We start from the raw sequence: 14480 nt of genomic DNA on the forward strand, positions 1-14480 counted from the left end.
TCAATAAGTTATTCAATTAAGTTAATTCTTTTTAGAGATCTTGTCGTCTTATCTTTGACCTGTCCTGCGAGCTGCCCACAAGCGGCATCAATATCGTCCCCCCGCGTTTTTCTGACCGTCACAATATAATTTTGATGCATCAACACTTCTTTAAAACGTCTTATTTGTTCATATGATGAACACTTATATCCGCTATTCGGAAACGGATTAAAAGGGATTAAATTAAATTTACATGGCACGTCTTTGACGATTTGTATTAAAGCTTTTGCATCTTCCACCGAATCATTAATACCATCCAACATGACATATTCAAACGTCACAAAATCCCGCGGTGCTTTTTCTAAATAACGCTGACACCCTGCCATGAGTTCTTTAATAGGAAATTTTTTATTGATGGGGACAATTTCATCCCGCAATTTATCATTCGATGCATGAAGCGATACGGCTAACGCCACAGGACAATCCTCTTTTAAACGATCCATCGCGTTGACAAGTCCACTGGTAGAAAGCGTGACACGGCGGCGACTTAAACCATAAGCTCTATCATCTAACATCAATTTCATCGCACTCACGACATTGTCGTAATTTGCGAGTGGCTCCCCCATGCCCATCATGACGACATTACTGATAATGCGTTCTGAATTCGCTAATCCGTTATAACCTTCTTGCTGCCTGACATAAAAATTAGCGAGCCAAAGCTGGCCTATAATTTCAGCGGTCGTTAAGTTGCGATTAAAACCTTGGCGACCTGTGGAACAAAATGTGCACTCGAGTGCACATCCAACTTGGGACGAAATGCATAAAGTGCCTCGATCATCTTCGGGAATAAATACAGTCTCGATGCCATTATTTCCACCCACATCAAAGAGCCATTTACGTGTGCCGTCATCCGATAGCGCATCACTCATAATACTAGGTAATTGGATGGAAACCTTCTCTTTTAATACATCACGAAATACTTTAGAAATATCCGTCATCTCATTGAAATCAATGAGATTTTCTTGATAAATCCAATGCATTAACTGCTTGGCTCGATAAGGCTTTTCACCAAACGTTTCGATATATGAAACGAGGTGCTCGTAGTCCAAATCGAGCAAGTTTGTCATTTAAAAAATTAACCGAAGAAGTATTTGATTTCAATTTTAGCGTTGTCTAATGAGTCCGATCCATGCACGGCATTGGCATCAATACTCTCCGCAAAATCTGCACGAATGGTTCCAGGTGCTGCATCTTTAGGATTAGTGGCACCCATCAAATCGCGGTGTTTTAAAACAGCATTGTCACCTTCTAAAGCTTGAATCATCACAGGCCCTGAAATCATAAAACTCACTAAATCTTTAAAGAAAGGGCGGTCTTTATGCACCGCATAAAAACCTTCAGCCTCTTGTTGTGTGAGATGTGTCATTTTAGCTTTGATAATTTTTAAACCAGCAGCTTCAAAACGTGCATAAATTTGTCCGATGACATTTTTTTTAACTGCATCAGGTTTAATAATAGATAAGGTTTGTTCGATTGCCATTGTTGAATACTCCGTAAGATTTAAGATCGTTGAAAAGACTGATAAAATAACATTTTTGAAAGAATTAATAAATAACAATTCGTTGATGTCACACACCTATTTAACCACCGCGATGTACTATTTTGTGAGCCTGCCTCACTTTAAAACTTTACGTGAACCACTTTTACATTTTTGTGTGTCGCACGATATCAAAGGTACCCTTCTTTTAGCTGATGAAGGGATTAATGGCACCGTCGCTGGATCTGAAAAAGCGATTTGTGAGTTACTTAATTATTTAAAAACCGATCCGCTTTTTGAAGGTCATTTTAAAAATCTAGGCCATAAAGAATCATGGTCGGATAAACACCCCTTCTACCGCATGAAGGTTAAATTAAAGAAAGAAATTGTGACCTTAGGAGTTCCCGGAGTTTCGCCCACAAAAATAGTTGGTACTTATGTGAAGCCTCAAGACTGGAATGCCATTATTTCAGATCCTGAAGTTGTGTTGATCGATACACGTAACGACTACGAATACGCGATTGGGACTTTTAAAAATGCCATTAATCCTAAAACCAATACATTCCGTGAATTTCCGGAATATGTAAAAACGCACTTTGATCCTAAGAAGCATAAAAAGGTCGCCATGTTCTGTACCGGCGGTATTCGTTGTGAAAAAGCCTCTTCTTATATGATGAGTGAAGGCTTTGATGAGGTCTACCATTTAGAAGGTGGTATTTTGAAATATTTAGAAGAAGTGAAACGAGAAGAGAGCTTATGGCAAGGCGAGTGTTTTGTATTTGACCAAAGAGTTGCAATTAAACATGGGCTTGAGATAGGTGATTATGATCAGTGCTATGCGTGTCGGTATCCATTATCTGAAGATGATATAAGGAGTGATAAATATACCCCTGGCATATCCTGTCCTCATTGCTATAACAAACACACCTCTGAAAAACTCAAAAGCCTTACTGAGCGACAAAAACAAGTAATTTTAGCTAAAAAACGAGGGGTTAATCATATAGGATCATAATTAAATTTCCACTTAATTAAATACTTTAAAAAAGAATTAAGGTGTATCAAAAATAATTTTATAGACTTTGATGACCCTCTTTCAAATCGATGGACTATAGAAAATTGTGATGAAAAGTAATTATTTTTTAACTTATGCATTCGTCGTGAAATATCGACATCCTCCATGTAAAGAAAGAATCTTTCATCAAAACCACCTAGCTTTTGAAAGTCTCTTGTTTGGGCTAACAAAAAACATCCGCTAACACACTCGACAGGGTAAAATCCTGGTGAGTGTTTTACTGAATACTTAAAAAATTTACTCTTAAAAAAATCAAATAAACCAGGAAAAGGTCGAAAAGAAAAATGATGCTTACCATTATAAAATTTTATGGCCGGTATAAGAAAACCAATTCTCTCCCAATTAAAAGATGAAATCATACTCTTTAATAAATTTGGTTCAAAAGAAACATCAGGATTAAGACAAAGATGAAATCTTGAATTCAGAGAACCTAAAATGACAATATTATGAGCACTTCCAAATCCTATATTTGCATGTGTATTTAAAACATGAATTTTTTTATTGCCCAAAATCTCCTTAGGTAATACTTTTTTGCTATTATTTATTATGAAAATTGATAATCTCAAACCTTTGCTATTCAACAAAGATTCTATAGTTTTAAGAAAAATTTCCATTGGAGTATCAAAATAAACAACTGAAACTGACAAATCACTCGTCTCTTGCGATAACAAACTAAAACTAGGAGGAAGAATTTGGTTAGAGTTAAATTGAATTTGATAGATTTTTTTAGATATCTTTTTCAATATACTTAATATGCTGTATTTACCTGAAAATAAAAGCTCGCTATTCGAAGTAAATATTGCAAAAATATTTTTTGAGCTTTTTCCGCCATCTCTCATGACGGTTGTAAAATTATTCAAATAAACAAATCTGCTAGGCTTTAGAGCTTCGACTGTTCTTGAGATAAGATCATAATCTGCAGCAATTTTAAATCTCGTATCAAAAATACCCACTTCTTTAATAAGTGAGGTTCTAACAAAAAAACTTGGGTGTGGGATATTAAGCGGAAGTATCTTATTACTATGTAGATGTGAACGTAAATTTATCCACTTTCTAAAAACTCTAAAAGGATAGTAATTATTTACAATAAATATATTCCCAAAAAGCGCATCAACTTCTTCACCAAGACCTAAAGAGACCTCTTTTAAGACGTCTGAAGAATAATACCAATCATCTGAATTAAGAAAGACTATAAATTCTCCTTTTGCTATTGAAAAAGCTTTGTTCATGCCAAAGTAAATTCCTCTATCTTTAGAAGAAATAAAGATTACATCTTTATATTTACTAACAATTTCTTTAGTTCCATCAGTTGACGCGCTATCTATAACAATATGCTCAAAATTCCTAAACGACTGATCTTTCAATGAAAGTAATGTATCTTCAATTGTAGATGCGGAATTCTTGGTTATAGTAATAACTGAAAACCTTGTGTTCAATTAAAATCCTTTAACTTGCTACAAAAAACTTGCCATGAATTATCTGCCAAGTAAGCTGGAGAAAATTGAGATAAGTTGTTACTAAAGACCTCAAGGATTACCCTCTTAAAATCATCAATATTCTCATTTTGATAAAAAAAGGTACCGATTTTACATACCTCCCTAGAGTAAGGCAGATCAGGGCATATAATAGGAATGCCTAGTGATTGGGCTTCAATTAATGGAAGGCCTAATGATTCTTTTTGAGATAAGTAAACAATACAATCTATAGAGCGATACAACTCGAGTATTTTATTGTAACTAAGAACACCAGTACATTGAATTAATCTAGATCTTGGGGCTGGATTTAAATCAGGATCAATTGTAAGTATGATCTTATCTATATATAAATCTAAAGATTTATCTGAATCTAAAAACTTCAAGAAATCATGATTCTTATGTAAGTAGAATGCAGATGGATATAGCAGAGTAAGCGCTTTTTTGGGCCGTCGATGCTTAAAAGATAATCTAGCATTAAGAATAGCAGGCCTTTTCGCAATAAAATTTAAGCTAAGAGGATTGTCCAATAAGGATAATTGGCTTTTTTTTCTTAAGAAACTTAAATTCAAGGTAAGGCCTGATCTCATCACCCTCGTTTGAACATAAATATTTTTTATATGTGTACTCATTTTAGAGACAAAAAATAAAAAAAGAAGTTTTTTAATCAAGTTTGAAAGATTTATTGGATAATCTGAAAAAGATTCCGAATAAATAGGGTTATGAACAAGAACATTTTGCTTAACTTTTAAGTTAATTGGTATGTCTCCCAGCACAATAGTATTCAGAGGCTGAAAAAAAAAACGGGAAAAAAATAATTCAAAAAATCTAGAAATATAATTAGGGAAGTGTCTCCTAAAAATTGAAATTTTTTTATTTTTTTTAAGTTCGATTGGTAGTGAATCAAAAAGTGATTGCGAAACATACACCCTGAAAAGATTTTCGTCTGAAATCATCAAACTAATAATGTCCCTACATAAAACAACTGCTCCCAATCCGTTTATATTAGTTGCATGTATGCAAAACTTCATAAAAAAAAGTTTACCAATCTAAAATAATAGCTTTTGATATAATAATAAAGTTTATTATCACCGTAGACCGCAAGTCTTACTTTTAATGCTTCACTTCTCGCTTTTGATTCAAATTTGACCATTTTTCGTTCTTTATGAATTCTATTGCATGACACAACCCAATTAGCATGATGCATTTTAATAGAGTTATCTTGCATGAAATGAATCCACAGATCAAGATCCATAGAATAATTTAAATCAGTATTCAATTTATATCTCTCAAAAAGATTCTTTTTAAAAAAACAAGTTGGCTGAGAGAGACTATTAACATAAACTAATTTCATAGTATTCATACCAATAAATGATCTCTCTTTTATATATTCTCCAACTTCATTAACGAGAATATCATTACCATAAATGAAATCATAATTATGTGACTCGAAGAGATTATTAATTTTAAATAATATATTCTCATCGACAAAAAAATCATCATAATTTAACCAAAATAAGACATCGCCAGTGGCCAATGAAAATCCTTTGTTGAGAGCATCAGCTTGACCTTTGTCTTTTTCTGAAATAACTTTTATAAAAGGAAGATGAGTATATTTTTCGATAATTTTTATTGTATCGTCACTAGAAACTCCGTCGATAATTATGTACTCAAAATTTTTATAATTCTGACTTACCACAGAACTAATGGTTCTTTCTATATATTTTTGACCATTTAAAACTGGGGTAACTATTGAAAACTTCATAGTATTAAATAATTTTTAAAGAATTTATATAGATCTCTAGAATATTTAATATACTTTAAATTCACATTAGCGTTCGTTGCGATGAACGCTGCCTGATTCTCACTATACGAAGAATATCCATGCATTGACTTACATGCTCGAACACCAAAGAAATTCGGTACAAACATCATTCCTTCATTTAGCCTAAATATAATATCGCCAAAGTCTTTATTTGTAATTCCAAAAGTCTTTCTCTCCTGTCTGTTAATAATTTTTCCATACTTATACCCTTTAAGGTATTTAAGGATGTCCAAATGAAATACTTTGTCATATGTCCAAAATCTAATAAAGGTAGAATCTATAAAATAATGATAGGTAAAGTCAGAAGGTTTACCAAAAATATGCTCAACATTTAATGCAAGAACTTTTGTAACATTCGACATTCCATGATCTGAAAAAATAAAAATATTTAAAGATTCTAATGGCTTATTAGTTTTAAAAAAATTAATAAGCCTTAACAAGTGAAAATCAAGAAGCTTTAAATGGGAGTCATACTGCTTAGAATTAACGCCGTATATGTGAGAAATATTATCAAGATCAACAAGAGATAAGAAAGTATTTTTTGAGTATGATTTATACAAACTATTAATAGCAATCAAATCTCTTTTGCCAACACTTTTTTTTATCTGTGAGGAATCTGAAATTAAGAAATTAAAATCTTTAATTATATTTGGCGATTTGAAAAAGCTAAAATGATGGGGTCCATTTGATTGGAACATATTAAAATATGAAAAGGGTATATTAAAAAAATTAAAGCCGCATTTTTTTAAAAATAAACGTATGGCAAGATTCAGATACTTAATGCCTCTAAAATAGTCGAGAAATTTGTAAAAAGATACTTTCCGTGAGGTTGGAAATCTACATAATGACCACTCATTGAAATATCCAATTTCGTCTGGTGTTTTACCTGTAACTATCTCAGCGTAAATATTATTACTAAAACCAACTCCTGGAATCACCTTTTTAACTTTAAAAGTATTTATCAGAGAGAGTTTTCTTGAATTTTTGAACGACAAGCCGTCAATAAATATCAAAAGATTCAATGTGTAAACCTTTCTTTACTTGGATTAAATAATATGCAGGAAAAAATACTCTCGAGGTTCTTATATGATTGCATGTAAATTTCATAAGAGCTTCGATTTTTAGTTAATAATTTATTTTTAAAAATTAGATTATGATTTTTAATGATGTTTAATAGCGTTTCTTTAGATTTAACATCTGATTGCTTTTTTGCAATAACAAAGGTATGCATATCTATCAAAAGTTGCGCCAAATTATTCCTAAAGTTTATTGGTTTTTGCTGAAAAATTAGGTGAAAAGCTCTTAATTTGAGCAAAAAAAATCTAAATCTATAGCGAATATCGAATTGTTGACTATCTTTTTTATGCTCAATCTCATGTAATAAATCTTTGTACATCTCAAGAAAATTACTCAATTTTATTGGGCTATTCAATGGATGTTTTATATTTAATTTGATATCTAAAGCGGTTACAAAGATGTTCTTATATTTAGTTGTGAAATCATATCGATGAGTATTTATATAGTCATTTCTTGATTTGTACGAAGATCTAAGTATGCCTTGGTTTGGAAGAAAAATAGTTAGCGCATCCAGGCAGTTTCTCGCAATCATAAAGTTTAGGTTTTCTTTTGTTTGTTTTTCACTTATAAATCTTAATGAGTGCCAAAGCCTGACATAAATCAAATCATTTACAGAGTTTAAAGAGAGATTATTGATATTTATTTGTTTAAAAAAATGATTTAATAATATATTATTTTTTCCCAGTAAAATTCCATTTACGGATAATTCATATTTCCAGATAGAATTTGGTGACATTAGCAATTTAAAAATTGAATAAAATCCATAATCAATCTCAAAGAAAGGGCTGTAACTTAATAGCCCATTATTGTGTTTATCTAAAACTCTTAGAAGCTTTGTTTTAAATATTTTGGTTAGAAAAAAAGGATATAAAACAATAAATTCAATATCACTATAGAATTTTATTCCTTTTTTTGAATATTTATAGGAAAGCTCATTCCTAGAAGTACTTCCTATCAACAAAATATTAACGAAGTAATTCTCATGTATTAATAAGGCCAAATCATCAAACAGAGCTATTAAATATGTAGCTACTATTTCGTGATAAAAAAACTTAATTTTTTTTTTAAATTTACTTGCTTTTGTGTTTTTCAATCAATAATTCCGTAAATTTTTCCATTTTTTCTTTTTTAAGCGTCATGTTCATTCCATGAATATGATATTTATATAAAGGAAGGCTTACATAGCCAATTCGATATTTATGTTTGAATCTTATTCTCAAATCCTCATCTTCTCTAAATAAAAAGTTGGTATCATAAAGCCCAATATCAATAAGCTTATCTGCCCTGTACATGATTCCACATCCAATAGGAAATTCTTCATGTCGTTTTCTTTCTGATACATTTTGTAAATCATCAATTAGTAAATAATCGCAAGCAAATGCGTCAATATCATTATTAAGCTGAAGATGTATCATTAAGATATACAAATAATCTTCATGGACATAGTCATCGGAATCAACTCTCACTATAAACTGACCTTTTGCTTTTAAAATTCCAGCATTTAATGCTGCTGGAAGACCAAGGTTATTGTCATGTTCAATTAACTCAATACTTTCGCTATATTTTTCTAGGATTTTTTTGGTATTATCTGTGCTTGCATCATTAATAATAATTATTTCAAATAATTCTGGATTAATTTTATTATTTAATATCGATCTAATACATCTCCCGATATATTTTTCAGAATTAAATACTGGGACAATAACTGATATTTTCGGATTTTTCATTTTTATATAAAAAACGAGAAGGTAAGGTTATATTACTCTGTTTTATAAATCTATCGGAAAATTCTTCTTTGTTACTATCTATGTAATTCAGGATTGCATTAAGATTATTTGTCTTGGGATCAAAATTAGCCAAGACTTTTTTTATGAAAACAAGATCCTTAGGAGTATCTATAGTCAATGATAGATTTGAAAATATTTTTTTTACTTTTCTAGAATTGTATTTATTTACTAGAAGTTTGTCGGGTCTTTTTAGCATGTATGTCATGTACTCCGTACAATCTTTTCTTCTGATATTTGCATGAGCTTTAATAAGTGCCTTGAGATTTATAATTTCAGAGCGAGTTCCTATTGGCGAATCTACTGTGTAAGTGTAATCGCTCTTTAGATAAAGATGACTTTTTAACATACTTTGCATTAAGTAAGGATCCGTAAGAGGGTTGTCACCTGTGACCCTGATTATTGTTTCGGCATTAAATTTTAAACCGCAATCAATAAACCTTTTCATAACATCAAGCCTGCTCCCAGAAAAAAACCCAATATTATATTTTCTTGACCACTCTGACAGTTGTTGATCTTCGGGGGAGTTTGAAGTACAAATCACAAGATTTTTTCTTGGAATTACTTTTAGTAAATTTCCAATAAGAATAGAAATTAATGGCTCTCCATTAATTTTTCTAATTGCTTTTTTAGGAAGGCGCTTAGAGTTCAATCTTACCGCTATTAAAACAACTGAATTATCCCAAATCTTCATTAGAAATCATCTGTCCAGCATTTAATGTAGTTAGAAAAACTTTGTAGTTTTTATTTGAAAAATCTATTCTAGCAAGCCCAGGGCTCGATGTTCTTTTAAAAACAATTTTATCAAGGCTAAATGGCTGGTTTTTTTCAATATGTTCTTTTGCAATAGCAAATTTTTTCATATTTTCCCTGTAGTTGCTTTCAGCAGGATCTAATAAATTAAATTCACTCATTTTCATCATCTCTGCTACATTTTTTATGTCAGAAATGAAAATCTTAAATTCATCGATATTAAGGGCGGAATGATAGTCTGATTTTTTTAAAAACCTATCTGGTGATATGTGCTTTTCTATATATGACGCTCCAAAAGCAAGCGCGAGGAAGCACGGAATATCTCTAAGTTTGTTGTTGCTATCAGTATGATCAGCATATCCAACATCAAATTTAAATGTATCGGACAGCCATTTAATTTTACTAATATTAACATCATCAATTTGCGTTGGAAAATTTTGAAATCCGTGTAGTAAAATAGTTTTGTTTTTATATTGTTTTAGGTGCTCAGCTAGAATATATATTTCATCTATAACGGCTCCACCCACACCTATAAATACTGGCTTATTATATGAATAGATTTTATGTATAAGTGAAAAGTCATTTATATCAGATGTTGGAATTTTATAGGCATAGATTAATGAGTGGTTGTTTATAAGCCCAACTGATTTTTCGTCATAGAATTCACATATAACCTTTAAATTACATTTCGACGCTTCATGAATTAGTAAATCCCAGTCGCTAGGTTTAATGTAGATCGAATTCAGGGGGGAGTTAACTACAGAGTCTGCAACTAGTTCACTTGTATCAAAAATTTGAAACTTTACAAATTCCACCCCAATACTACTAATAGATCGAATTAGTTGCAAACAGGCAGAAAAACTTCCTTCATGGGATGAAGCAATTTCGCATATTATCTTCGGCACATCATTTAATTTATCCATTCATAAGTATCCTTAAATGAGCAACCCTTGCAAACCTCTATTTTATCGATATTTCCTTCGATATGAGATTGTCTTACTTTATTAATTTCCATGCCATTCCAGATGTCTTTTAAGGAGCTAATTTTTTCCAATGGCTTGTTAAAAACAGGAGGTAGCTTAACTCCTGACATTAAGTCAAAGCCCTTTTTGGATTCATTTATGCTTTTAATAACTATATATTTATCTTTATGGGGGTCCCCAAAAGGCTTGTCTGAAATGAAGCCAACAGGGTGCATCGAACCCCAGTCATAGCAGCACATAGAAACTCTGCCATCGTATGTCACCATAAGCCTCTGAAATGGTTGCTCACATGGCTTGCGCTTATTAGCCACAAATAAAATACCACTTGGATCTTTCAAATAGGCAGGATTATTAACAAGATTATGCTTTTTGCAAAGATTTTGATAATTTTGTAAATCAAATTCAGACAAATGACTCACTTCGCCGCCTCTTTCTGTGTATTGAGTAACAGTTACGTCATCAACATAATTAGAAAATAATTTAAAAAAACTATCAATTTCACTTGAGGTTTGATCTGTGAGAATCATTTGAATTTTTGTCGTAGGAAACTTAGCCCCCAATCCACTTCTAATCTTTTTAAAATTTTTAATATTTTCATAAACATCATCAAAACTATTAAACTTAAATCTGCCAGGCCTCATTTTTTCATAAGTTTCCTTCGATCCGCCATCAAATGAATAAATAAGATGGTCGAGGCCAGAATTAATTAAACTATGAGATTTTCTTTCATCCAAATGAGTGGCATTGGTATTAATAATAGTATCAATAATTCCATTTTCTTTTGAATACCTTATGTACTCATGCAATCTTGGATTTAGTAGGGGTTCGCCCCTCCAATTAAATTTTAGAGATGGAACTCCCAAATCTGCAGCCTGATCAATAACATTAAAACATAGCTCATCCGAAATAATTTTATCTGGCGTAGCTAGTGACTCTCGATAACAAAAAGGGCAAGCTAAATCACAAATTGCAGCAGTTTCAATATCAACACACAATGGAATATTCTGAACTTTTTCTGGGTTATGAATTCTGTTAATTTGATCTGCGGGCTGTCTCTTCCAATTTTTACGATAAGTAATAAAGTTATTTTTAAATAAATTTAATGCCTCATTAAAATTAGCAGAATTTTTCGTCATAAAAGTCTTGAAGGCAAGATTTTCAGACATATTTTCAACCATAAAATTTTCACGATCAAATGTAGTGGTATTTTTTGAAACAATTGACGAGCCTGTTAAAATTTTTTGCTTATATAAATTAATTTTTTCCATCAATCTACTCCAGATCTTGCCATTGAATAATATGATCTTCACTTAAATCAATTTTTACTTTTTTCCCAATTACAGATTCAAGCTTCATCGGGCAAATTCCAGTTCCTGGCCTTTTAGAAATTAGCATAGATTCAGTTATAGTCATTCCCTTGGAAATTTTGCAGTTTGTAACCAGGCTTCTTCTTGCATTTTTAATGGAAAGTAACTCAGAAGCTCTAAATTCCATAGAAAAATTTGGGTTATAAATACTAAAGAATTTATCAATGTTTTTTCTTAAAATAATGAGGTCAGTAACATCCATAGCATGATAATGATCATTGCCAGGAAGAGTTTTATCATAAGTGAAATGCTTTTCTATTATTCTTGCACCAATGGAAACTGAACTAATTAGAGTAAATGCGTCCATTTCTGGAATTGTATGATCTGAATAACCAATCAAGCAATCTATAAAATTTTCCTTGAGTAAATTTATGCCTCTAAGGGAAGCATTTTCGAAGTCAGTTGGGTAATTTAAAATGCAATGTAAAAGTGCAACATTTGGCGCACCATTTTCTTCTAGAATAGTCTTAGCACTTAAAACTTCATTTAAATTACTAGCCCCTGTAGATAAAATAACAGGTTTCGATTTTTGACCTATAGCCTTAAGTAGTGGCAGGTTTGTAATATCAGAAGAGGAAACCTTAAAAAAACTTACTAAAGTGTCTAAGAAGTCAACTCCATCAATATCAAAAGGGGTAGAAGAAAACTCAATCTCCTTATATTTGCAGTACTCAAAGAGCTCTCTATAATCCTCATGGGTGAAATTATCGTATTTTTTAAATAGTTCGTATTGAGACTTTGTTGGTTCCTTTGACAAATCCCAGTATGACGGACTATTTTTCGAAGCTAATTTGTTAGCAGTATACGTTTGAAATTTGACTGCATCAGCCCCGCCACTTTTTGCTAGGTCAATCATTTTCTTCGCTTTTTTGATAGAGCCTTCGTGGTTGACACCAATTTCAGCAATTACAAAAACATAATTGTCAGTATAGGATTCTAGAAAATTAAGGTAAGTCATAACTAGTTTTTTTTAATTTTAATAATATAGTCAAAATATTTAGCAAGGAAGTTATTATGAGTAACAAGAATTACAGTAGCAATCTTGCTCGATTTTAAAATTAATTTAATAGCACTAAACTCACTTTCTTTGTCCAGAGAACTAGTCGGCTCATCTAAAATTAATATTTTTGGCTCAAGATATAAGGCTCTAGCAATGTTAATTTTTTGTTTTTCTCCTCCGGACAAATCCTTTTTTCCAATATTAAGATGATCATCGAGAGATACTGATGTTAGGTTAACAGATTTCAACAAACCCAGCAAAAATTTATCCCCTTTACGTGGAAAATTTTTATCAAGCGTAATATTCGCTCTCAATGTATCAGATAAGATTAATGTATCCTGGCTCAAATAAAAAACCTCATTTGGAAAAAAATTAAAATTCAAATTATAGGGTTTTTTGTCTACGATAATACTGCCAGACTCTGGCTTAAGTAAGCCAGCAATTATATTCACTAATGTAGTTTTTCCAGATCCACTTGGGCCTAAAATACAGTATGTCTTACCTTTTTGAATTTTCAAATTAAAAGGCCCGATTTCACTTTTTTTATTCGGGAATCGGAAAAAAATATCCTTATATTCGATCGTATTCCAGGATTTTTTTATCATAGAAACCTTCGAATTTACTCTCGAAAAATTAAATCTTTGAAAATTACTAATCAAACCTTCACATGTGCCCACTGAAAACTTCAAGTTATTAATATGTGAAATCGACCTCGAATATACAGGCGAAATTCTTAGGGCAATCAAAGTGTAAAAAATAAATACATACGACAGATCATTAAAATTTTCTTTATGAGAAATAAGGTAATAAGAAAATATTAATATAATTGAAACAACAACAAATTCGATGCCAGCCTTGATATTGGATTGGCTTCTGTGCAGCTTAATTGATAACCTAGCAGATTCCTCAACTGAGTTATTTAAACCAACATTAAATAACTTTATTTTATTAATCTTTACGTTTTTAAGAAAAGCCAGGAAGTCACTAAATAAACTATTTTTTTTTCGAACACTCAACCTTCTTAAATTTCCTAACTCAATAAATTTGGCTGAGTATAAATGCTTATACGAAAGGTAAAATAATAAAAGTGTGCTGCTGGCTATCAGTACTGGATAAAAACCCATGTAAATAAGAGGTATGAATAAAATTGCTATAAGAATAAAATCTGAAATAAGTTGAAGGAATGGCATAAAAAAAAGATGAGTAACGCTATCTATTTCATTGCTAATAATTGACTTTAACGAATTTTTGTTAGAGTTAATTATATTTATGTAATCTGATTTTTCGATTCTGCTGAAAAAATTAGAGTGTAATTCTTTGTTTATATAAAAAATAAAATTATAATAATATTTTATATATTGATCATTAAATATGAATTTAACTAGAAAAAATAAGAAAGAAAGAATATAAATTACTTGAAACTCAATTTCATAACCAAAAAAAATAAATTGCTCGTTAGAGAAAATCGCTTTCACAGTTGGTATGAGGATTGTAATCCCAAGTAATTCAAATAAACCGTAAAGAACTGTAAGAAATAAAACTTTGTATATGCTTTTGTATATATACCCTTTAAGTATAGAGTCGAACTTTGATAAAATTAAAAAATAATTTTTCATCTGTCTCTTATTTCA

14 protein-coding genes are annotated in these 14480 nt (G+C 31.2%); 1 reads left to right on the plus strand and 13 read right to left on the minus strand.

Features of this window, described 5'->3' with window-relative positions; translation table 11 throughout:
- Window positions 1–8 precede the first annotated feature (8 nt).
- A complete protein-coding gene (gene rlmN / locus FIT70_RS04190; RefSeq protein WP_139930779.1) occupies window positions 9–1106 on the minus strand; it encodes a dual-specificity RNA methyltransferase RlmN in 1098 nt (365 codons plus the stop codon).
- Window positions 1107–1114: 8 nt separating this feature from the next.
- Window positions 1115–1519 (minus strand): nucleoside-diphosphate kinase, encoded by a 405-nt coding sequence (ndk, locus tag FIT70_RS04195; protein WP_139930781.1) that lies wholly within the window; start codon window positions 1517–1519, stop codon window positions 1115–1117.
- A gap of 85 nt (window positions 1520–1604) precedes the next feature.
- Here ndk and trhO point away from each other — a divergent pair, with 85 nt between their 5' ends.
- The gene (gene trhO, locus FIT70_RS04200; RefSeq protein WP_139930783.1) at window positions 1605–2528 is read left to right on the plus strand and encodes an oxygen-dependent tRNA uridine(34) hydroxylase TrhO; all 924 of its coding nucleotides are present in this window, start codon (window positions 1605–1607) and stop codon (window positions 2526–2528) included.
- On the opposite strand, the gene FIT70_RS04205 is transcribed toward trhO, so the two are convergent.
- The 11 genes from FIT70_RS04205 to FIT70_RS04255 all read right to left on the minus strand — a co-directional run bounded on the left by FIT70_RS04205 (window position 2513) and on the right by FIT70_RS04255 (window position 14465).
- Window positions 2513–3952 carry a glycosyltransferase gene (locus FIT70_RS04205; protein WP_420897680.1) on the minus strand — a complete coding sequence of 480 codons (1440 nt, stop codon included), beginning with the start codon at window positions 3950–3952 and terminating at the stop codon, window positions 2513–2515. The two genes, trhO and FIT70_RS04205, sit on opposite strands and share 16 nt — an antisense overlap.
- 68 nt (window positions 3953–4020) lie before the next feature.
- Window positions 4021–4692, minus strand: a complete 672-nt coding sequence (locus tag FIT70_RS06910; RefSeq protein ID WP_189340836.1) for a glycosyltransferase — start codon at window positions 4690–4692, stop codon at window positions 4021–4023.
- A gap of 395 nt (window positions 4693–5087) precedes the next feature.
- Window positions 5088–5825 carry a glycosyltransferase family 2 protein gene (locus FIT70_RS04215; RefSeq protein WP_139930789.1) on the minus strand — a complete coding sequence of 246 codons (738 nt, stop codon included), beginning with the start codon at window positions 5823–5825 and terminating at the stop codon, window positions 5088–5090.
- Window positions 5822–6907, minus strand: coding sequence for an alkaline phosphatase family protein (locus FIT70_RS04220; RefSeq protein ID WP_139930791.1), 1086 nt, complete (start codon window positions 6905–6907; stop codon window positions 5822–5824). The genes FIT70_RS04215 and FIT70_RS04220 overlap by 4 nt, the downstream gene beginning before the upstream one ends.
- Entirely contained in the window at window positions 6904–8055 is a 1152-nt protein-coding gene (locus tag FIT70_RS04225) for a hypothetical protein (protein ID WP_139930793.1), read from the minus strand. The genes FIT70_RS04220 and FIT70_RS04225 overlap by 4 nt, the downstream gene beginning before the upstream one ends.
- The gene (locus tag FIT70_RS04230) at window positions 8033–8689 is read right to left on the minus strand and encodes a glycosyltransferase family 2 protein (RefSeq protein WP_139930795.1); all 657 of its coding nucleotides are present in this window, start codon (window positions 8687–8689) and stop codon (window positions 8033–8035) included. Before FIT70_RS04230 ends, FIT70_RS04225 begins: the two co-directional genes overlap by 23 nt.
- Entirely contained in the window at window positions 8649–9440 is a 792-nt protein-coding gene (locus FIT70_RS04235; protein WP_139930796.1) for a cytidylyltransferase domain-containing protein, read from the minus strand. The genes FIT70_RS04230 and FIT70_RS04235 overlap by 41 nt, the downstream gene beginning before the upstream one ends.
- Complete coding sequence (locus FIT70_RS04240; protein ID WP_139930798.1) at window positions 9424–10422, minus strand: N-acetylneuraminate synthase family protein; 999 nt, start codon at window positions 10420–10422, stop codon at window positions 9424–9426. Before FIT70_RS04240 ends, FIT70_RS04235 begins: the two co-directional genes overlap by 17 nt.
- Window positions 10410–11750, minus strand: coding sequence for a radical SAM/SPASM domain-containing protein (locus tag FIT70_RS04245; RefSeq protein WP_139930800.1), 1341 nt, complete (start codon window positions 11748–11750; stop codon window positions 10410–10412). The genes FIT70_RS04240 and FIT70_RS04245 overlap by 13 nt, the downstream gene beginning before the upstream one ends.
- A gap of 4 nt (window positions 11751–11754) precedes the next feature.
- On the minus strand, window positions 11755–12807 hold the full coding sequence (locus tag FIT70_RS04250) for an N-acetylneuraminate synthase family protein (RefSeq protein WP_139930802.1): 1053 nt from the start codon (window positions 12805–12807) through the stop codon (window positions 11755–11757).
- A gap of 2 nt (window positions 12808–12809) precedes the next feature.
- On the minus strand, window positions 12810–14465 hold the full coding sequence (locus FIT70_RS04255; RefSeq protein ID WP_139930804.1) for an ABC transporter ATP-binding protein: 1656 nt from the start codon (window positions 14463–14465) through the stop codon (window positions 12810–12812).
- Between the last annotated feature and the right edge of the window lie 15 nt (window positions 14466–14480).

It is taken from the genome of Candidatus Methylopumilus universalis (assembly GCF_006364435.1).
GTDB classification, from domain to species: domain Bacteria; phylum Pseudomonadota; class Gammaproteobacteria; order Burkholderiales; family Methylophilaceae; genus Methylopumilus; species Methylopumilus universalis.